Origin of the sequence: Pseudomonas siliginis (assembly GCF_019145195.1) — a bacterium.
GTDB classification, from domain to species: Bacteria; Pseudomonadota; Gammaproteobacteria; order Pseudomonadales; family Pseudomonadaceae; genus Aquipseudomonas; species Aquipseudomonas siliginis.
The window spans coordinates 43287-63220 of record NZ_JAHSTW010000012.1; the positions used below are offsets into that span (position 1 = coordinate 43287).

Annotated in this window: 20 protein-coding genes, 4 tRNA genes and 1 pseudogene; 12 read left to right on the top strand and 13 right to left on the bottom strand. The window is 60.8% G+C overall.

Annotated features, from left to right (window positions below):
• The first annotated feature begins 2 nt into the window (after nt 1-2).
• From KVG87_RS22790 to yacG, 4 genes are read left to right on the top strand one after another with little or no spacing between them, the layout of a single operon-like run.
• Entirely contained in the window at nt 3-1220 is a 1218-nt protein-coding gene (locus KVG87_RS22790; protein WP_217852702.1) for a type II secretion system F family protein, read from the top strand.
• A gap of 1 nt (nt 1221) precedes the next feature.
• Entirely contained in the window at nt 1222-2094 is an 873-nt protein-coding gene (locus KVG87_RS22795) for a prepilin peptidase (RefSeq protein WP_217852704.1), read from the top strand.
• Complete coding sequence (coaE, locus tag KVG87_RS22800) at nt 2091-2714, top strand: dephospho-CoA kinase (protein WP_217852706.1); 624 nt, start codon at nt 2091-2093, stop codon at nt 2712-2714. Before KVG87_RS22795 ends, coaE begins: the two co-directional genes overlap by 4 nt.
• Complete coding sequence (gene yacG / locus KVG87_RS22805; protein ID WP_016773149.1) at nt 2711-2911, top strand: DNA gyrase inhibitor YacG; 201 nt, start codon at nt 2711-2713, stop codon at nt 2909-2911. The genes coaE and yacG overlap by 4 nt, the downstream gene beginning before the upstream one ends.
• Before the next feature lie 4 nt (nt 2912-2915).
• On the opposite strand, the gene KVG87_RS22810 is transcribed toward yacG, so the two are convergent.
• Nucleotides 2916-3131, bottom strand: coding sequence for a hypothetical protein (locus KVG87_RS22810; protein ID WP_016773148.1), 216 nt, complete (start codon nt 3129-3131; stop codon nt 2916-2918).
• 65 nt (nt 3132-3196) lie between these two features.
• Nucleotides 3197-3886: an energy-coupling factor ABC transporter permease gene (locus KVG87_RS22815; protein WP_217852708.1), complete on the bottom strand. Its 690-nt coding sequence runs from the start codon at nt 3884-3886 to the stop codon at nt 3197-3199.
• Nucleotides 3887-4003: 117 nt separating this feature from the next.
• On the opposite strand from KVG87_RS22815, the gene KVG87_RS22820 reads away from it, so the two are divergent.
• The 4 genes from KVG87_RS22820 to KVG87_RS22835 all read left to right on the top strand — a co-directional run bounded on the left by KVG87_RS22820 (nt 4004) and on the right by KVG87_RS22835 (nt 6741).
• Nucleotides 4004-4630: a DUF1780 domain-containing protein gene (locus KVG87_RS22820; protein ID WP_007909887.1), complete on the top strand. Its 627-nt coding sequence runs from the start codon at nt 4004-4006 to the stop codon at nt 4628-4630.
• Nucleotides 4627-5154: an MOSC domain-containing protein gene (locus KVG87_RS22825; RefSeq protein ID WP_016773146.1), complete on the top strand. Its 528-nt coding sequence runs from the start codon at nt 4627-4629 to the stop codon at nt 5152-5154. The genes KVG87_RS22820 and KVG87_RS22825 overlap by 4 nt, the downstream gene beginning before the upstream one ends.
• A 51-nt stretch (nt 5155-5205) precedes the next feature.
• Nucleotides 5206-5379, top strand: a complete 174-nt coding sequence (locus KVG87_RS22830; RefSeq protein WP_007909875.1) for a DUF3094 domain-containing protein — start codon at nt 5206-5208, stop codon at nt 5377-5379.
• 63 nt (nt 5380-5442) lie between these two features.
• Nucleotides 5443-6741: an NAD(P)/FAD-dependent oxidoreductase gene (locus KVG87_RS22835; protein WP_016773144.1), complete on the top strand. Its 1299-nt coding sequence runs from the start codon at nt 5443-5445 to the stop codon at nt 6739-6741.
• Nucleotides 6742-6949: 208 nt separating this feature from the next.
• Here the strand turns inward: KVG87_RS22835 and KVG87_RS26330 are convergent, their stop codons facing one another.
• The 9 genes and pseudogenes from KVG87_RS26330 to rluD form a co-directional block, all read right to left on the bottom strand.
• The gene (locus tag KVG87_RS26330; RefSeq protein WP_437180906.1) at nt 6950-7813 is read right to left on the bottom strand and encodes a methyl-accepting chemotaxis protein; all 864 of its coding nucleotides are present in this window, start codon (nt 7811-7813) and stop codon (nt 6950-6952) included.
• Nucleotides 7805-8575: pseudogene (locus KVG87_RS26335) on the bottom strand (MCP four helix bundle domain-containing protein); the annotation flags it as partial. The gene KVG87_RS26330 and the pseudogene KVG87_RS26335, both read right to left, overlap by 9 nt.
• A gap of 161 nt (nt 8576-8736) precedes the next feature.
• Nucleotides 8737-8813 (bottom strand) — tRNA-Pro (locus KVG87_RS22845).
• 97 nt (nt 8814-8910) lie between these two features.
• Nucleotides 8911-8986: transfer RNA gene (locus KVG87_RS22850), tRNA-Lys, on the bottom strand.
• 5 nt (nt 8987-8991) lie between these two features.
• A tRNA-Pro gene (locus tag KVG87_RS22855) sits at nt 8992-9068 on the bottom strand.
• 9 nt (nt 9069-9077) lie between these two features.
• Nucleotides 9078-9153: transfer RNA gene (locus tag KVG87_RS22860), tRNA-Asn, on the bottom strand.
• A 296-nt stretch (nt 9154-9449) separates the two neighbouring features.
• Entirely contained in the window at nt 9450-12014 is a 2565-nt protein-coding gene (clpB, locus tag KVG87_RS22865) for an ATP-dependent chaperone ClpB (RefSeq protein WP_073475480.1), read from the bottom strand.
• A gap of 130 nt (nt 12015-12144) precedes the next feature.
• On the bottom strand, nt 12145-12867 hold the full coding sequence (gene pgeF / locus KVG87_RS22870) for a peptidoglycan editing factor PgeF (RefSeq protein WP_217852712.1): 723 nt from the start codon (nt 12865-12867) through the stop codon (nt 12145-12147).
• Nucleotides 12864-13826: a 23S rRNA pseudouridine(1911/1915/1917) synthase RluD gene (rluD, locus tag KVG87_RS22875; RefSeq protein WP_016773140.1), complete on the bottom strand. Its 963-nt coding sequence runs from the start codon at nt 13824-13826 to the stop codon at nt 12864-12866. The genes pgeF and rluD overlap by 4 nt, the downstream gene beginning before the upstream one ends.
• A 151-nt stretch (nt 13827-13977) precedes the next feature.
• On the opposite strand from rluD, the gene KVG87_RS22880 reads away from it, so the two are divergent.
• The 4 genes from KVG87_RS22880 to KVG87_RS22895 all read left to right on the top strand — a co-directional run bounded on the left by KVG87_RS22880 (nt 13978) and on the right by KVG87_RS22895 (nt 18276).
• A complete protein-coding gene (locus KVG87_RS22880) occupies nt 13978-14994 on the top strand; it encodes an outer membrane protein assembly factor BamD (protein ID WP_056790462.1) in 1017 nt (338 codons plus the stop codon).
• Nucleotides 14995-15120: 126 nt separating this feature from the next.
• Entirely contained in the window at nt 15121-15354 is a 234-nt protein-coding gene (locus KVG87_RS22885) for a PP0621 family protein (RefSeq protein WP_016773138.1), read from the top strand.
• Nucleotides 15344-16933 carry a sensor histidine kinase gene (locus KVG87_RS22890; RefSeq protein ID WP_217852714.1) on the top strand — a complete coding sequence of 530 codons (1590 nt, stop codon included), beginning with the start codon at nt 15344-15346 and terminating at the stop codon, nt 16931-16933. Before KVG87_RS22885 ends, KVG87_RS22890 begins: the two co-directional genes overlap by 11 nt.
• Entirely contained in the window at nt 16930-18276 is a 1347-nt protein-coding gene (locus KVG87_RS22895) for a sigma-54-dependent transcriptional regulator (RefSeq protein ID WP_217852716.1), read from the top strand. The genes KVG87_RS22890 and KVG87_RS22895 overlap by 4 nt, the downstream gene beginning before the upstream one ends.
• A 92-nt stretch (nt 18277-18368) precedes the next feature.
• Here the strand turns inward: KVG87_RS22895 and thiO are convergent, their stop codons facing one another.
• Together thiO and KVG87_RS22905 are read right to left on the bottom strand one after the other, a co-directional pair.
• A complete protein-coding gene (gene thiO, locus KVG87_RS22900; protein ID WP_217852719.1) occupies nt 18369-19469 on the bottom strand; it encodes a glycine oxidase ThiO in 1101 nt (366 codons plus the stop codon).
• A 57-nt stretch (nt 19470-19526) separates the two neighbouring features.
• On the bottom strand, nt 19527-19928 hold the full coding sequence (locus KVG87_RS22905; RefSeq protein ID WP_039761672.1) for a type IV pilin protein: 402 nt from the start codon (nt 19926-19928) through the stop codon (nt 19527-19529).
• Between the last annotated feature and the right edge of the window lie 6 nt (nt 19929-19934).

Sequence of the window (19934 nt, forward strand, 5' to 3'; positions counted from 1 at the left end):
ACATGGCGGTCAAGGCAGTGAAAGTCAGCGTTTACGCCTGGGAAGGCATCGACCGCAAAGGCAGTAAAGTCAGCGGCGAGTTGAGCGGACAGAACCCCGCACTGATCAAGGCGCAACTGCGCAAACAGGGGATCAACCCGGGCAAGGTGCGCAAGAAATCCGCGTCCCTGCTGACCTTGGGCAAACGCATCAAACCGCAGGACATCGCCCTGTTCACCCGGCAGATGGCAACGATGATGAAGGCCGGTGTACCGCTGTTGCAGTCCTTCGACATCATCGGCGAAGGCTTCGAAAACCCGGCCATGCGCAAACTGGTCGATGAGGTCAAACAGGAAGTTGCCGCCGGTAACAGCTTCGCCACGGCCCTGCGCAAGAAGCCGCAATACTTCGACGAGTTGTACTGCAACCTGGTCGACGCCGGCGAACAGTCCGGTGCCCTCGACACTTTGCTCGAACGGGTCGCGACCTATAAGGAAAAAAGCGAAGCGCTCAAGGCCAAGATCAAGAAGGCCATGACTTACCCTACTGCGGTGGTGCTGGTGGCGGCGGTGGTGACCGGCATTCTGCTGGTCAAAGTGGTGCCGCAGTTCCAGTCGGTATTCTCCGGGTTCGGCGCCGAACTGCCGGGCTTCACCCTGATGATCATCAGCCTGTCGGAGTTCATGCAGCAGTGGTGGTGGGCGATTCTTTTTGCGCTGGTGGCAGCGTTTTTCGGCACTCGACACGCGTTGAAGACTTCGCAGGCCCTGCGCGACCGGCGCGATGCCTGGCTGCTGAAGCTGCCGCTGGTGGGCACCTTGACGTACAAGTCCGCCGTCGCCCGCTTTGCCCGCACCCTGTCGACCACTTTCGCGGCGGGTGTACCGTTGGTGGAAGCGCTGGATTCGGTCGCCGGCGCCACCGGCAATGTGGTGTTCAAGCGCGCGGTGCTGCGCGTGCGGCAAGACGTCTCGACCGGCATGCAGCTCAATTTCTCGATGCGCAGCACCGGTGTGTTTCCGAACATGGCAGTGCAGATGACCGCCATCGGCGAGGAGTCCGGGGCACTGGATGACATGCTCGACAAGGTCGCCGGTTTTTATGAAGCGGAAGTCGATAACATGGTCGACAACCTCACCAGCCTGATGGAGCCGTTCATCATGGTGGTACTGGGGGTCATCGTCGGTGGACTGGTGGTGGCCATGTACCTGCCGATCTTCCAACTCGGCTCAGCGATCTGACATGCCTATCGAAAAACTGTTTGCCGTGTATCCGCTGGCCTTTGTGGTCAGCGCGCTGCTGCTCGGGCTGGTGGTCGGCAGCTTCCTCAACGTAGTGGTCTGGCGCCTGCCGAAGATGCTCGAGCGCGACTGGCGCCAGCAGGCCCATGATGTGCTCGGCCTGCCCGCTGAAACGCCTGTGCCGACTTACAACCTGATGCTGCCGCACTCCGCGTGCCCGCATTGCGGACATCGGATCCGCCCTTGGGAAAACATTCCGCTGCTCAGTTATCTGCTGCTGCGCGGGCGCTGCTCGGCCTGCTCGACACCGATCAGCAAGCGTTATCCGCTGACCGAACTGGCCTGCAGCGTCCTCTCGGCATTCATTGCCTGGCATCTCGGCTTCGGTTGGCCGGCAGGTCTGCTGATCTTGCTGACATGGGGCTTGCTGGCGATGAGTCTGATCGACTGCGAACATCAACTGCTGCCCGATGTGCTGGTGCTGCCGCTGCTGTGGCTGGGGCTGATCGTCAACAGCTTCGGCGTGTTCGTGGCGTTGCCCGATGCGTTGTGGGGCGCGGTCGCGGGTTATCTGGCGCTGTGGTCGGTGTTCTGGCTGTTCAAACTGCTCACCGGCAAGGACGGCATCGGTCACGGCGATTTCAAACTATTGGCCTTGCTTGGCGCTTGGGGTGGCTGGCAGATTCTGCCGCTGACGATTCTTCTATCTTCCCTGGTGGGGGCGATATTGGGCGTTGTCATGCTGCGTCTGCGCGCCCAGGAAACCTCGACGCCGATCCCCTTCGGACCCTTTCTGGCAATTGCCGGCTGGATTGCCTTGCTCTGGGGTGGTCAAATAACCGACTTCTATTGGCAGTCTGTCGGTTTGAAATGAATACCCCTGTGGAAAAACCCTGGATCCTCGGCCTGACCGGCGGCATCGGCAGCGGCAAAAGTGCGGCGGCGCAGCACTTCATCGACCTCGGCGTGCACGTGGTGGACGCTGATCATGCGGCGCGCTGGGTAGTCGAGCCGGGGCGTCCAGCGCTGGCGAAAATCGCCGAGCATTTCGGTTCCGCCGTGTTGCAGGCCGACGGCACACTGGACCGTGCCGCCCTGCGCAAACTGATTTTTGAAGACCCTGAACAGCGGCGTTGGCTAGAGGCGCTGCTGCATCCGCTGATCGGCGAAGAAATCGCTGATCATCTGGCGCAGGCAAAATCGCCTTACGCGATTCTGGTTTCACCGTTGCTGATCGAGTCCGGGCAATACGCGATGACTCAGCGCATCCTGGTCATCGATGCGCCGCAACAACTGCAGATCGAACGCACCTTGCAGCGTGACCAGACCAGCGAAGCGCAGGTGCAGGCGATCCTCAAGGCGCAATCGAGCCGTGAAGACCGCGTGAGCCGTGCCGACGACGTGATCGTCAACGACCGCGACCTTGCCTGGCTGCACAGCGAGGTGGAGCGTCTGCATCACTTTTATCTGACTTTATCCGGAGGCCAAGCATGAGCCAGATTCCAACCGTTGAATGCCCGACCTGCGGCGCCCCCGTCGAATTCACCCCGGCGAACAAATTCCGTCCGTTTTGCTCCGATCGCTGCAAACTGATCGACCTCGGCGCCTGGGCCTCGGAAGAACACAAGATTCCGGTCGCCCCGGATGCCGAAGACGAGCTGTTTTCCGGCGATTTCGATCCGCGTCACTGAGCCCTCAGGGCCGCATGAAGCCGTAGTCCTGACTGTCGTCGAGGTTCTCCGCAAGAAAGCGCAACTCGTCGGCCAGGTCTTCGGCATTGCGCACTGCCTTGCTCTGCTGCACCACGGCGCTGAGCAGGGCGCGCAAACTCAGGCCCGGGTCAAAGCCCACTTCCTGCGCCAGCTCCAGACTCTGCCGGGTTTCCTGCCGCGCCCATTCGTAAACGCCCATGCCACTGCTCCTGAAGGAATTTGCGCGAGCATGAAATCTCTGCGGCCTGGCCGGTTTGATGTGGATCAAGACTTCGGATCGTCGTCCTTCCACGGCGCCGAAAGGTAACGGGTGCGGTTGAAGGTCTCCAGCCATTCCGGGCAGAACACCACCAATGCACTGACGACCATGCCGTTGATAAAGGCCTCGGGAAACAGCAGCAACCACAGGTAGCCGACGAAATCTTCCAGCCATTCCGGCATGGCGAAGAGGCCGTCGTACCACAGCAGCGTCAGGCTGAGGATCAGGCACAACAGGCCGGACAACGCAGCGGCGAAGAAACCGGAACAGAAGATGTAAACGAATGGATTGCGTGGCTGCGCACGCTCCACGAGGATTGCCACGCATTCGGTAATCAGCACTGGCAGCAGAATCAGCAACGCGCCATTGACGCCCACCGCAGCCAGGTCCTGACGCCCCAACAACACCAGGCCGATCTGCGCAACCAGCCCGCCGACGATCGCCAGGGGCCAATCGAGCAGCAGCGTCACGGCCGTCATGCCGATAAAGTGATAAGACACGCCGGTGTCGAAATCCCTGCGCACCAGCCACAGCAGAAACAGCGCGAACACCGTGCCGAACAGCAAGTGCTGCCGGCGACTGTCGCTGAACAGCTCGACCCATGGCGCATACATGATCGCCCAGAGCAGCACCGGCAGATAAATCAGCCAGCCGAGCGTCAGGCTTGCCGAGGACAGCAGTTCGGCACCGATCATGATTCCCTCACCTTCTCCATGGGCTTACCGCTTTGTCGCAGTCTACACCGCCGATGTATGTGCACCAGCCGATGCAAAGCTATCTGCTTGTCGCATTTGGACGCTAAGCTTGGGCTTATGGATGATTCAGATTATTTACGCCTGCTGACCATCGCGGCCGAGCAGGCCAATGCGTTCCTGTCCAATGCCCGCAAATGGGAGCGTGAGCGTTGGGTCTGCCAGCGCCTGCTGCAAGGCCTGAACATCCCCTACCGCGCCGACGAATTCGCCCCGGCCGGTGAGCCGCCGGACGTGTTGTTCCGCGATGCCAATTTCGAAGTTTTTTTCGTCCTCGATGAAGGCCGCCGTCTCAATGACGAATGGCGCGACGAATTGCAGCGTCGGCGCAGCGCGTTTTCCCTGAGCCAACTGGTGCGCCGCGAAGCCAAGCCCAAACGCATCCCGGCCAATGAATTTCTCCTGCGTCTGGCGCCGACCCTGCGCAAGAAGGCGCACAACTACAAGGAACGCGGCATGGATCTGGGTGAGCTGGACATCATCGCCTTCGCCAGCCTCAAGCGCGAAGTGCTCGACCTCAACAGTCATTTCCCGCCACCGACCGAATACCTGCGTCAGGGCTGGCGCTCGCTGTCGCTGGTCGGCCCGACATTCGCCCGTGTGCTGTTCGCCCACCCCGACGCACCGGACTTTCTGCGCAGCAACCTCGGCCGCAGCATTGTGTTCGACGTGGGCATAAGCCTGTGACGCCGCTGCAGCAGTTGATCGCCGAGGTTCCGCAAACCGGTCGTGTGCGCTGGATCGGCGTGCGTCCAGAATCCCGTGGGCCGATGCTTGAGCTGGACGCGGTCGAGGCGCGGCTGGAAGCCGGGCTCACCGGCGACCACGCCCGCCCGGGCGTTCGCAATGCGCGACAGGTGACGCTGATTCAGTGGGAGCACCTGGCGGTGATCAACGCATTGATGGGCCGTCCCGCTGACCAGCCAGTCCGGCCTGAAGATCTGCGGCGCAATCTCGTTATAAGCGGAATCAATTTGTTTAGCCTGAAGGGGCGGCGCTTTCGCATCGGGCAAGCGATACTCGAAACCACTGGCTGGTGTCAGCCCTGCGCACGCTTGCAGAACAACCTCGGCCCGGGCACGTTTCAAGCCGTGCGCGGGCATGGCGGGATCACTGCCCGGGTGTTACAAAGCGGCATCATTCGCCTCGACGATAGCGTGTGCGTCGAACCGGTTCCGGACAGCGGCTACGCTGCATTCAATCCGGGCTGAAAACCGCTGTAGCCTGTGCTCATTCAGTAACGTCTACCTGACGAGGCAAATATGACCAGCCGCCTGAACCCCGAAGACCAAAAGCATGTCGAAGAGTACCTGCAATTGTCCCAACACCGTGTCGAGCGCCGGCCTTTCCGGCCGTGGATGCTCCTGGTGCTGGTGCTGGCAGTGACCATTGGTCTGGGCCTGTTGAGCCGATTTATCAGTTACCTGACGTTATGAGCTGTCTTGCGCTCCCTCGGGTAACCGCACCGATTTCCTTTAAAAACCTTGCGAGTTATCCCTATGTCCCATCGTATTGTCATTGTCGGCGGCGGCGCCGGCGGTCTGGAGTTGGCTACCCGCCTGGGTAAGACTCTGGGCAAGCGCGGCACGGCCAGCGTGATGCTGGTCGACGCGAACCTGACCCACATCTGGAAACCGCTGCTGCACGAAGTGGCCGCCGGTTCCCTGAACTCCTCCGAAGACGAACTCAACTATGTCGCCCAGGCGAAATGGAACCACTTCGAGTTCCAGCTCGGGCGCATGAGCGGGCTTGATCGCGCGCAGAAGAAAATCCAGCTGGCCGCGACCTATGACGAAAACGGCGTCGAGCTGGTGCCGGCGCGTGAAGTGGCTTATGACTCGCTGGTCATCAGCGTCGGCAGCACCACCAACGATTTCGGCACCCAGGGCGCGGCGCAGCATTGTCTGTTCCTCGATACACGCAAACAGGCCGAGCGCTTCCATCAGCAATTGCTCAATCATTATCTGCGCGCCCACGCCGGGCAGACCGATGTGGTCGAGCAGATCAGCGTGGCCATCGTCGGTGCTGGCGCCACTGGCGTCGAACTGGCGGCAGAGCTGCACAACGCCGCCCATGAATTGGCCGCGTATGGTCTGGACCGGATCAAACCGGAAAACATGCACATCACTTTGATCGAAGCCGGCCCACGGGTGCTGCCCGCCCTGCCGGAGCGCATCAGCGGGCCGGTGCACAAGACCCTGGAGAAGCTCGGGGTCAATGTGATGACCAACGCAGCAGTCAGTGAAGTGACTGCCGACAGCCTGATCACCGCCGATGGCAACGAGATCAAGGCCAGCCTGAAAGTCTGGGCTGCCGGCATCCGCGCACCGGGTTTTCTCAAGGACATCGACGGTCTGGAGACCAACCGCATCAATCAGCTGCAAGTGCTGCCGACTCTGCAAACCACTCGCGACGAAAACATCTTTGCCTTCGGCGACTGCGCGGCGTGCCCGCAACCGGGCACTGATCGCAACGTGCCGCCACGGGCACAAGCGGCGCATCAACAGGCGTCGCTGCTGGCCAAGTCGCTGAAACTGCGCATCGAAGGCAAGACCCTGCCGGAGTACAAGTACACCGACTACGGCTCGCTGATTTCGCTGTCGCGTTTTTCTGCTGTGGGTAACTTGATGGGTAACCTGACCGGTAGCGTCATGCTCGAAGGCTGGCTGGCGCGGATGTTCTATGTGTCGCTGTACCGCATGCACCAGATGGCGCTGTACGGGCCGTTCCGCACGGCGATGCTGATGCTGGGGAGCAAGATTGGTCGTGGCACCGAACCGCGCCTGAAACTGCACTAAGGCCAACATCTGTGGGAGCTGGCTTGCCAGCGATGGCGCCGGGTCAGTTGATATTTCTGTTGCCTGACCCACCGCTATCGCGGGCAAGCCCGGCTCCCACAGGTTTTCGTGCTGCTCGAAGATCAGGCGCATTCGCGAGCAGGCTCGCTCCCACCTTTGATCTTTATTCCAAGCCCCGCATCGCGCGGGGCTTTTTATTGGCTGTCGATCACAGCTGGAAGCGCCGCACCATGCCCTGCAGCGCATTGGCCAGTTGCGACAGTTCGTGGCTCGACGCGCTGGTCTGATCAGCCCCCGCAGCCGAACGCACCGACAGGTCGCGAATGTTCACCAGATTGCGATCCACTTCCCGCGCCACCTGCGCCTGCTCCTCGGCAGCGCTGGCGATCACCAGGTTGCGCTCGTGAATCTCGTGCACCGACGCCGTGATCGTCACCAACGCCTCACCTGCCCGCTCTGCCAGAACCAGCGTGCTCGCCGCACGAGATGCGCTGGCCTGCATTGACTCCAGCGCCTGGCTCGAACCGCTGCGCATGCATTGCACCATCTGTTCGATTTCCTGCGTCGATTGCTGGGTGCGATACGCCAGCGCTCGCACCTCGTCGGCCACCACCGCAAAGCCGCGACCGCTTTCGCCCGCACGAGCCGCTTCGATGGCAGCGTTGAGCGCCAGCAGATTGGTCTGCTCGGCGATGGCGCGAATCACGTCCAGAACCTTGCCGATGTCCTGCGACTGATTGGCCAGCGACTGCACCAATTCGCCGGTGTTTTGCACATCACTGGCCAGGGCGTTGATCGCGCTGGCGGTTTCGCTGACGCGCTCCTGGCCCAATTGCGCCGACTGACTGGACTGGCGCGTGGCATCGGACGTCGACACCGCGTTGCGCGCGACCTCCTCCACCGCAGCGGTCATCTCGTTAACCGCAGTGGCGGCCTGTTCGATTTCGTTGTTCTGCTCTTGCAGGCCCTGAGTGCTGTCGACGGTGACGGCGCTCAGTTCATCCGCGGCGGTGGCCAGTTGCGTAGCTGAGCCGCTGATACCTTGCAGGGTTTCGCGCAGGTTCTGTTGCATCGTCGCCAAGGCCTTGAGCAAGCGGCTGACTTCGTCGTTGCCATGGGTTTCGATCGGTCGGGTGAGATCGCCCTTGGCGACACTTTCAGCGGCATCCACAGCGCTGCTCAGCGGGCGCACGATACTGCGCGTAAGCAACATCGCCAGCGCCACCGTGGCCAGCGCTGCCAAGGCAATGAACAGAGTTACGATGGTGCGCGAGGTTTCATAATGCGCGGCGGACTTCTCGCTTTCGGCAGCGACCTGGCGGGCGAACAGATCGGCGAGATCGTTGAGTTGCTTGCCGGAGCCGTCGACCACGGTCTTCATGTCAACCAGCAACAATTTGGTCAGCTCGTCACGCTTGCCTTGCTCAGCGAGGGTGAACGACTGGGCAATGCCGGTGCGATAGGCGGCGAAGGTTTTCTTGAACTGGTCATACAGCTGCTGGCCTTCGGCAGTGTCAACCAGTTTGTCGTAGGCTGCGATTTTTTCGCTCAGCTCCTTGTCGCGGGTGTCCATCTGGCCACGGTAGGTGGCGATGTTGGCCGGATCCTGATCGAGCGCCATGCGCAGGGAGATAGTGCGGATGCGCAGCATCAGTTCGCGGATCTCGTCGCCGCCACGGATGCTCGGCAACCAGCGGTTCTCCACCGCCACCTCACTGTCGCGAATGCTCGACATCTGCCCCAGCGCAAACACGCCGAGCAAGGCCACCAACACCGCGATCAGGGCAAATCCCAGGGCAGCCCGGGGAGCAATATTCAACTGACGAAGCAACATGACGAACGCCCTTATTCTTGTAATGGCCAGATCAAGGGGCGAAGCGTTGGCAGTCCCCTCGTGTTAGCGGGCTATCGGCAGGTTGTATGACGACTTGAAGGGATTCAGCTTTCGGCAGGCAAAAAAAATCCCCGTATCTTTCGATACGAGGATTTTCAATATGGTCGGGGTAAGGGGATTCGAACTCCTGACATCCTGCTCCCAAAGCAGGCGCGCTACCGGACTGCGCTATACCCCGGTAAAAAAAAGGCGACCTTTCAAAGATCGCCTTCTTCGATCAGCGCTTTTGGCCTCTGATCTTAAGATTCGATCCCAGCGCAAACTGGTTTCAAAAATGGTGGGTCGTGTGGGATTCGAACCTACGACCAATTGGTTAAAAGCCAACTGCTCTACCAACTGAGCTAACGACCCAAATATGGTCGGGGTAAGGGGATTCGAACTCCTGACATCCTGCTCCCAAAGCAGGCGCGCTACCGGACTGCGCTATACCCCGGTTTGAAATTGGCTCCGTGACCAGGACTCGAACCTGGGACCCAATGATTAACAGTCATTTGCTCTACCGACTGAGCTATCACGGAACTACATATTTCAATTTACAACGGTGAAGCTTTGTTGCATCTCGCCACCCGTTCGCATCGCTGCGTTCGTGTGTCTGAGGCGCGCTATTCTACAACCTAGAACACCTCTGTCAACCCCCTAAATTGCTTTCAAGTTAATGATTTGCAACTTATTTCAGATTCCAACCCGGTGGGTTGAAACGCTGCCGGTGACTGACTGCGGGGCGCACTTTACAAGCCTTTTCCTTTGAGTTCAACAGCCTGGCGAAAAAAAGGCCTCGCAATGCGAGGCCTTCCCGGTTTCATTGCCCTGAGGCTTAGCCGAAAACGATTTCGTCGTTCTCGACCTTGCCGGTGGCGGTGTCGCCCGGCATGAAATGACCCGACAGGATCAACTGCGCCAGCGGGTTTTCGATCCAGCGCTGGATCGCCCGTTTCAAAGGACGTGCGCCATACACCGGGTCGTAACCGACGGCGATCAGCTTGTCCATCGCTTCCGGGCTCAGCTCCAGCTTCAGCTCGCGCTCGGCCAGACGGCTGCGCAGGCGACCCAACTGGATCTCGGTAATCCCGGCGATCTGATCCCGCGCCAGCGGCTCGAAGATCACCACCTCGTCAACGCGGTTGATGAACTCCGGACGGAAGTGCGAGGTCAGCGCGTCCATCACAGCAGCACGCTGCGCCTCACGATCACCGACCAGTTCCTGGATCTGCATCGACCCGAGGTTGGAGGTCATCACGATCACCGTGTTGCGGAAGTCCACCGTACGCCCGTGACTGTCGGTCAGCCGGCCATCCTCAAGCACTTGCAGAAGGATGTTGAACACATCCGGATGGGCCTTCTCGACTTCGTCCATGAGGATCACCGAGTAAGGCTTGCGACGCACCGCTTCGGTCAGATAACCGCCCTCTTCATAGCCGACGTAGCCTGGTGGCGCACCGATCAGACGGGCCACGGAGTGTTTCTCCATGAATTCGGACATGTCGATCCGCACCATCGCCTCTTCAGTATCGAAGAGGAACTCGGCCAAAGCCTTGCACAGCTCGGTTTTACCGACACCGGTCGGGCCGAGGAACATGAACGAGCCGCTCGGCCGATTCGGGTCGGACAGCCCGGCGCGGGAACGCCGCACGGCGTTGGCCACAGCCACGACCGCTTCTTCCTGACCGATTACCCGTTTGTGCAACAGGCTCTCCATCTTCATCAGCTTGTCGCGCTCGCCTTCGAGCATTTTCGACACCGGGATGCCGGTCCACTTCGACACGACTTCGGCAATCTCTTCTTCAGTCACCTTGCTGCGCAGCAACTGGTTTTCGCTCTTGCCGTGCTGGTCGACCATTTGCAGGCTGCGCTCCAGGTCGGGGATCACCCCGTACTGCAACTCGGCCATGCGGTTCAGGTCGCCTTTGCGGCGTGCGGCTTCCAGTTCCTGGCGCGACTGTTCGATCTTCTGCTGAATCTGCGCAGAACCCTGCACCTCGGCTTTCTCCGAGTTCCAGATTTCCTCCAGATCGGAATACTCACGTTCGTGACGCTCGATTTCTTCCTGGAGTTTTTCCAAGCGTTTCTTCGCCGCGTCGTCGCTTTCTTTCTTCAGCGCCTGGGATTCCACCTTCAGCTGAATCAGGCGCCGCTCCAGACGATCGAGTACTTCCGGTTTGGAGTCGATCTCCATGCGGATACGGCTGGCCGCCTCGTCGATCAGGTCGATGGCCTTGTCCGGCAGCTGTCGATCCGTGATGTAGCGATGGCTAAGCTTGGCCGCAGCGATGATCGCGCCATCGGTGATCGCCACTTTGTGGTGGACCTCGTAACGCTCCTTGAGGCCACGCAGAATCGCGATGGTGTCTTCTTCGCTCGGCTCGTCCACCAGAACTTTCTGGAAACGCCGCTCGAGCGCCGCGTCCTTCTCTATATATTGGCGGTACTCATTGAGCGTGGTCGCGCCGACGCAGTGCAGCTCGCCGCGAGCCAGCGCAGGCTTGAGCATGTTGCCAGCGTCCATCGAGCCTTCGCCTTTACCGGCGCCGACCATGGTGTGCAGTTCGTCGATGAACAGAATGATCTGCCCTTCCTGCTTCGACAGTTCGTTGAGCAACGATTTCAGGCGCTCTTCGAACTCACCGCGATACTTGGCGCCGGCAATCAGCGCGCCCATGTCCAGCGACAGCAGGCGCTTGCCTTTAAGGCCGTCCGGCACTTCGCCGTTGATGATGCGCTGCGCCAGCCCTTCGGCGATCGCGGTTTTACCCACGCCAGGCTCACCGATCAGCACCGGGTTGTTCTTGGTGCGGCGTTGCAGAACCTGAATGGTGCGACGGATCTCGTCGTCACGGCCGATCACCGGATCAAGCTTGCCGTCTTCGGCGCGCTTGGTCAGGTCGACGGTGTACTTGTCCAGCGCCTGCCGCGACTCTTCGTGGTTGGCGTCATTCACCGCTTCGCCACCACGCAGGTTATTGATCGCGTTTTCCAGGGCTTTCTTGCTCACGCCTTGGCCGAGCAGCAACTTGCCGAGCTTGCTGTTCTCGTCCATCGCGGCGAGCAGCACCAGTTCGCTGGAAATGAACTGGTCGCCCTTCTGCTGAGCCAGACGGTCAGCCTGATTGAGCAGGCGCGCCAGATCCTGCGACATGTTGACGTCGCCGGTCGGATTCTGGATTTTCGGTAGTTGATCGAGCTCTTTGGTCAGCTCTTTACGCAAGCTGTTGACGTCGAAGCCTACTTGCATCAGCAACGGCTTGATCGAACCGCCCTGCTGTTCAAGCATGGCCTGCATCAAATGCGCCGGCTCGATGGCCGGATGATCGTGGCCAACCGCCAACGACTGGGCGTCGGACAGGGCCAACTGTAATTTGCTGGTTAAACGGTCAATACGCATGGGTCACCTTCCTTTTGAGCAGGCCGGACCTAAGAAACCATCCTGAATAAAGAAACCTGCCAGATACCACTGTAGATGCGGTCGATTCTGGGAGATTCAAGCGTCGGAGAGTTGATGCAGATCAGAGAGTTTAGCGGGTGAGCCAAACAAGGGAGGCGAAACGACCGGTGCGCGACGCACGGCGGTAAGAAAAGAAACGCGGATCGGTCACGGTGCAGAAACCGCCACCATAAACAGCCGTGACACCCCGTTCAGCCAGACGCAGGCGCGCCAGCAGATAAATATCAGCCATGAACTTGCCGGCATTGTTGCTCGGTACGAACGCTTCTGCTGCTTCAGGCAGTTGATTGATGAAGACTTCCCGTACTTCCGGACCGACTTCAAAGGCTTTGGGGCCAATGGCCGGGCCGAGCCAGACCAGTACCTCGTCAGCAGGAACATCGAGGCTGTCGAGAGTTGCCTCAAGCACGCCCGCCGCCAGACCACGCCAACCGGCATGGGCCGCCGCTACGCGAGTGCCCGCACGATCGCAGAACAACGCCGGCAAGCAATCCGCCGTCATCGCCGCGCAGGCGACTCCCGGTGTTGCCGTCCAGCTGGCATCTGCAGTTGCAACAATGCCCGGATCAGCATGGGCAACGGTGATCCCGTGCACTTGCTGCAACCAGGCAGGCTGTATGGAGAAGTGATCGGTCAAGCGTCGACGGTTCTCGGCGACGTCCTGCGGACGATCATCGACGTGATCGCCCAGATTCAGGCTGTCGAACGGCGCCTCGCTGACACCGCCCTCGCGGGTGGTGACACAGGCCTTGACGCTGGCCGGCGCAGGCCAGTCCGGCGTCAGCCAGTTCATCCGACGAAGGCCTCGCGATCCTGCTTGAGCAGGGTCAGCAGCCAGACGAAATCTTCCGGCAGCGGCGATTCCCAGCTCATGCGCTCACCGCTCGTCGGATGATCGAGTTCAAGGAAACGCGCGTGCAGCGCCTGACGCGGGAAGTGCTTGAGCGATTCCACCATGGTCGGGTTGGCCGCAGGCGGAATGCGGAAACGCCCGCCGTACGCCGGATCGCCGACCAACGGGAAGTTGATGTGGGCCATGTGCACGCGGATCTGGTGGGTCCGACCGGTTTCCAGTTTCACCCGCACGTGGGTGTGCGAACGGAAACGCTCGAGCACGCGGTAATGGCTGACGGCAGGCTTGCCGCCTTCCATCACTGCCATGCGCTGGCGTTGCTGGCCGTGACGACCGATCGGCGCATTGATCTTGCCACCGGCGGTGACAACGCCAATGACGATGCACTCATAGATGCGGCTGACACTGCGGCTCTGCAATTGCGCAACCAGTTTGGTCTGCGCCTGAATGGTCTTGGCCACCACCATCAGACCGGTGGTGTCCTTGTCCAGACGATGCACGATACCGGCGCGCGGGACATTGATGATGTCCGGCACATGGTGCAACAAAGCGTTGAGCAGGGTGCCATCGGCGTGACCGGCGGCCGGGTGCACCACCAGACCCGCAGGCTTGTTGATCACCAGGATGTCGTCGTCTTCATAGACGATATCGAGCTCGATGTCCTGGGCGATCCACTCGCCCTGGGCTTCCTGCTCGGCAGTCAGCTCAAGGACGGCACCGCCATGCACAATGTCGCGCGGGCGGATCACCGCCCCGTCCACAGTCAGGCGACCTTCTTTGATCCAGGCGGAAAGGCGCGAGCGTGAGTGCTCAGCGAAGAGTTGGGCGGCGACTTGATCGAGGCGTTGGCCGCCCAATTCGGACGGCACCTCTGCGCGAAGTTCAATTTTATCGGACATGCTCGGACTGGGCGTCGGCACAGCCTTTGGTTTCGGCTGCGCGCTTGTGGTTAAATACGGCGTCTTTTGCCCCGAGGCTTTTCAACGGGGCGCTCATCATAACAGGACGGCCCCGCCCAAGACAGCGGCCGTCATAGGGACGCAAGCCGCCATGCAAGTGAAACACCTGCTGCTGATCGCCATCCTCGCATTGACCGCTGCTTGCTCATCGAAGGAAGTCGTAGACGAAAACCTCAGCGAAGCCGAGCTGTATCAGCAGGCTCAGACTGACCTGGACAACAACAGCTACACCAGCGCCACAGCCAAGCTGAAGGCTCTGGAGTCGCGTTATCCGTTCGGTCGCTACGCCGATCAGGCTCAGCTGGAGTTGATCTACGCCAACTACAAGAACGCCGAGCCGGAAGCTGCAAAGTCTGCCGCCGAGCGATTCATTCGTTTGCATCCGCAGCATCCGAACGTGGATTACGCGTACTACCTCAAGGGTCTGACCTCGTTCGACCAGGACGTCGGCCTGCTGGCGCGCTTCCTGCCGCTGGACATGACCAAGCGCGACCCGGGCGCCGCCCGTGACTCGTACAACGAGTTCGCGCAGCTGACCAGCCGCTACCCGAACAGCCGCTACGCGCCGGACGCCAAGCAGCGCATGATCTATCTGCGCAACCTGCTGGCGGCCTACGAAATCCACGTTGCTGACTACTACCTGACCCGTCAGGCTTACGTAGCCGCTGCCAACCGTGGCAAGTATGTCGTGGAAAACTTCCAGGAAACCCCATCGGTCGGCGACGGCCTGGCGGTGATGACCGAAGCCTACCAGCGTCTGCACCTCGACGATCTGGCCGCCACCAGCCTGGAAACCCTGAAGCTCAACTACCCGGATCACCCGAGCCTGGAAGATGGCCAGTTCGTGCCACGCGTAGCCGAGGCTGACAACCGTTCGTTCCTGAGCAAAGCGACTTTGGGCCTGATCGAATCGCGTCCACCGCTGCCGCCGGGCGAAACCCGCGCCAACCAGGACGTGCAGAAGCAGTTCCAGGACGCGAAAGATGCGATCCCGAACGAGCTCAAGCCTAAAGACGAGAACGGCGACGTGATCGAAGAGCCAGAACCGGAATCCAGCGACACCGATCGCTCGTGGTTCAGCTACATGACCTTCGGCGTGTTCGACTGATCACACCGGCTGTACGAAAAAGGGAGATCTGCGGATCTCCCTTTTTTATTGCCGCACTTTAATAGGCTGTGCGCTGATCGGGTCCTTGGCTAAACTGCCGGATCATCAGTCGAAAAGCCGCTCATCATGCTTCGTTTATTGTTCTGGATTGCCCTGATCTTCGCCGCCATCTGGCTCTGGCGCAAATTCAAGGCCCCCGCCTCGTCCACCCGATCGCCGCGCGAACAGGACGCGCCGCCGATGGTGCGTTGCGCCCACTGCGGCGTGCACCTGCCGCGCGACCGCGCGCTGGGCAACCAGCAACTGTGGTATTGCAGCCAGGCTCATCTCGAGCAAGGTCCGGGCGCCAGTGGTCGCTGAGGCGGTCAACGCCGACCAGAAACAGGCGCAGCGTCTGCTGCGCCTTTATCACCTGTACCGTTTAAGTGTCGGCATCACTCTGGTGCTGCTGATCTCCAGCAACATGGACAACCGCCTGCTGACGTCGGCCAACGACGATCTGCTGCGCGGCGGCAGCTGGCTGTACCTGATCATCAATATGCTGCTGGTGGTGTTCCTCGAAAACACCCGGCGCCCGGCGCAGTTGTTCACCCTGGCCCTCGTCGACGTGCTGCTGTTGTGCGGCCTGTTCTACGCGGCCGGCGGCGTGGCCAGTGCGCTGGGCAATCTGCTGGTGGTCTCGGTGGCAATCAGCAACACCCTGCTGCGCCGACGCATCGGCCTGCTGATTGCCGCCATCGCGGCGATCGGCATTGTCGGCCTGAGTTTTCTGCTGGGTCTGAGCCGCCCCTTGAGCGCCAACGCGTACCTGCAAGCCGGCACCCTCGGCGCGCTGTGCTTCGCCGCCTCACTGCTGGTGCAAGGGCTGATCCGCCGCCTCGAAGTCAGCGAGACCCTGGCCGAACAGCGCGCCAGCGAGGTGGTCAGCCTGGAGGCGTTGAATGCGTTGATCCTGCAACGCATGCGCACGGGGATTCTGGTGCTCGACGAGCAACGCCGGGTGCAACTGGCCAATCACAGTGCGCAGAGTCTGCTCGGCCATAGTCACCTGCAAGGTCATTTGATCGACGAATATTCGCCAGCACTCGTCGAGCGTCTGCAACTGTGGCGTAACAACCCGACCTTGCGCCCGCAGAGCCTGAAAATCCCCGGCAATGGCCTTGAGCTGCAACCCAGCTTCATCGCCCTTGAGCAGAGTCCGAACCAGCAGACGCTGGTGTTTCTCGAAGACCTGGCGCAAATCACCCAACAAGCCCAGCAACTCAAGCTCGCTGCGCTCGGGCGTTTGACCGCCGGCATCTCCCATGAAATTCGCAATCCACTGGGCGCGATCAGTCATGCCGCGCAGCTGTTGGCCGAGTCCGAGGAACTCGATAGCGCAGATCGACGTCTGACGCAGATTATTCAAGACCACTCCCAGCGCATGAACCGAGTCATCGAAAACGTCCTGCAACTGTCCCGCCGCCAGCAAAGCGCGCCGCAACGGCTGGACCTCAAGCCGTGGCTGGAAGACTTCGTCGGCGAAACCCGCGAGCAGGCCAACGAGCGCCAGCACATTCATCTGCGGATCAATTCAGGAGATTTCACCACGCTGATGGACCCCAACCAATTGCGGCAGATTCTCGACAATCTGATACGCAACGCCTGGCGTCACAGTGCACAACTGCACGAGCAGGCCGACGTCTGGCTGGCACTGTTCGTCGACCCCGACAGCCAATTGGCAGTGCTCGAAGTGCAGGACAACGGCCCCGGCGTGTCGGCCGAGGAACAGGCACATCTGTTTGAGCCGTTCTTCACTACCAGCAGCCAAGGCACCGGTCTCGGCCTTTATCTGTCCCGTGAGCTGTGCGAAAGCAACCAGGCACGCCTAGACTTCAAATCACGCCAAGGCGGCGGCTGCTTTTGCATCACTTTTGCTCACGGACGGAAACAAAGTTGAATACAAGCCCACGGCAAAAAATTCTAATCGTCGACGACGAACCGGATATCCGCGAGCTCCTGGAAATCACCCTGGGACGGATGAAACTCGAGACCTTCAGCGCACGCAATCTGGGCGAAGCTCAGGCGCTGTTGCAGCGTGAGCACTTTGACCTGTGCCTGACCGACATGCGCCTGCCCGACGGCACCGGGCTGGAGCTGGTGCAACACATTCAGCAACGCGCTCCACACCTGCCGGTGGCGATGATCACGGCGTACGGAAGCCTGGAAACTGCGATCAATGCGCTGAAGGCCGGGGCGTTCGACTTCCTCACCAAACCGGTGGAACTGCCGCGCTTGCGCGAACTGGTCAGCTCGGCGCTGCGCCTGCCGACAGCGGGCGGCTTGAGCACGGCAATCGAGCGACGCTTGCTGGGCGACTCGCCGCCGATGGCCAATCTGCGCAGGCAGATCGACAAGCTCGCACGCAGTCAGGCGCCGGTGTACATCAGTGGTGAATCCGGCAGCGGCAAAGAACTGGTCGCCCGTCTGATCCACGAACAAGGTCCGCGCGCCAGCCAGCCGTTTGTGCCGGTGAACTGCGGGGCGATTCCATCGGAGCTGATGGAAAGCGAGTTCTTCGGTCACCGCAAAGGCAGCTTCACCGGCGCCGTCGAGGACAAACCGGGGCTGTTTCAAGCGGCCCATGGCGGCACTCTGTTTCTCGATGAAGTAGCCGACCTGCCGCTGTCGATGCAGGTAAAACTGCTGCGAGCGATCCAGGAAAAAGCCGTGCGCAGCGTCGGCGGCCAGCAGGAAACTGTGGTCGACGTACGCATCCTTTGCGCCACGCACAAAGACCTTGAAGCCGAAGTTTCAGCCGAGCGTTTCCGTCAGGATCTGTATTACCGGCTCAACGTCATCGAACTGCGCGTACCGTCCCTGCGCGAACGCCGCGACGACATCGAGGCGCTTGCCATGCACGTGCTCAAGCGCCTGGCCAAAGACACCGGGCAACCCGAAGCGCGCCTGCACCCGCAGGCACTGGAGACGCTGAAGAACTATCGCTTTCCCGGCAATGTGCGCGAACTGGAGAACGTCCTCGAACGCGCGCACACCCTGTGTGAAAACCGCACGATCGAAGCGCAGGATCTGCGTTTGAGCGAAGGCAATTGCACGGCGGACGGGGCGATGGCCGATCTGACGCAGATCGACAATCTCGAGGATTATCTGGAGAGTGTTGAACGCAAACTGATTTTGCAGGCGCTGGAGGAAACCCGCTGGAACCGCACGGCGGCGGCGCAGCGGTTGAGTCTGTCGTTTCGGTCAATGCGCTATCGGCTGAAGAAGTTGGGCCTGGATTAAAGGCCCCTTCGCGAGCAGGCTCGCTCCCATATTTGGAATGAGTATTCCTGAGGGAGCGAGCCTGCTCGCGAAGGCGGTCTACCAGCCTCTGACTAAATACGGCCCTCAGGCGCATACGGCGCCGGATCAATAATCGGCGCCCGCCCCAGCATGACATCGGCGAACAACTGGCATGACGCCGGCGCCAGCACCAGCCCGTTGCGGTAATGCCCGCAGTTCAGCCACAGCCCTTCGCATCCCGGCACCCGGCCAATAAAGGGAACCCCTTCCGGCGACCCCGGCCGCAGTCCGGCCCAGTGCCCGACCACTTCGGCATCCGCCAGCGCCGGCAACAATTCGATCGCCGAGGCCTTGAGGCTTTCCAGCGCGACATCGGTCGGGGTCTTGTCGTAGCCTTCGTGCTCCAGCGTGCTGCCGATCAGAATGTGACCGTCGCGACGCGGGATCGCATAACGCCCCTTGGCCAGCACCATGCTCGGCAGGAAATCAGCCGCGCACTTGTAGAGAATCATCTGGCCTTTGACCGGCTCGACCGGCAGCGACAGGTTTAGCGTCTTGAGCAGATCACCGCTCCATGCACCCGCCGTCAGCACAATCTGGTCGCCGCTGATCACCCCGGCGGAGGTTTGCACGCCAACCACGCGCTCGCCCTCGCGGACGAAGCCACTGACTTCACATTGCTCATGAATCGTCACGTTCGGCAGCGCCAGCAATGCGGCTTTCAGCGATTTGACCAGCCGTGGATTGCGCACGTTGGCGACATCGGCCATGTAGATCGCCCGGCTGAAACCGCTGCCGAGCACCGGCACCGCGTCATGTGCCGCCGAGATATCCACAGCCCGCAGCGGCCGATTTTCCCGCGCGGCCCAGGCCAGGGCTTCGGCTTCATCGTCCAGGTCCAGCCAATACAGACCAGTGGTGTGCACCTCAGGATCAACCCCCGTGTCGGCAAACAAGCGCTGGCCGAGCTGTGGATAAAAATCCTGCGACCAATGCGCCAGTGCGGTGACTGCCGGACTGTAGCGCCACGGGTATAACGGCGAGACGATGCCGCCGCCAGCCCAGGACGATTCCTGGCCGACATTCGAGCGATCCAGCAGCACCACGCTGCGCACTTCGGAGGCGAGATTGTAGGCAGTGAGCAGGCCAATCACCCCGCCGCCGACAATCACCACTTGCTGTTGCCTGGTCATTTTTGATCCAACCGTAAAAAAGACAGTGGGCGCAAAAGGCGCCCGAAAAAGAATGCGTCAGCGGCCCCAGCAATCCTTGGCGGTCACTCCGGTGGTCGCGTTGTTCATGCTTCGCACGCCAGTGTTGGTCAGGGTGAAATCCCCGCACTTGTCGGTGGCCATGGCCGAGCCGGTTTTACGCGTCGCGGTGAGCACAAAGGTCTGGTCGGTCAGCGTCGGGGTGATGGTGTAGAAATCATTGCCCGTGCTCAGTCCGGTGACGCCGGTGTAGACATTGTTGCGGGTGTAGAAGCGTTCGAGGGTCTGCGCCTGCTCCGAGAGCAGCGAGACCACTTCGGCGCGACGGCCCTTCTTCACGTATTCGTTGTAGCTGGGGATACTGATGGTGAGGATGATCCCGATAATCGCGATGACGATCATGATCTCGATCAGGGTAAAACCTCGGCTGGATCTGCGCATGCCTCA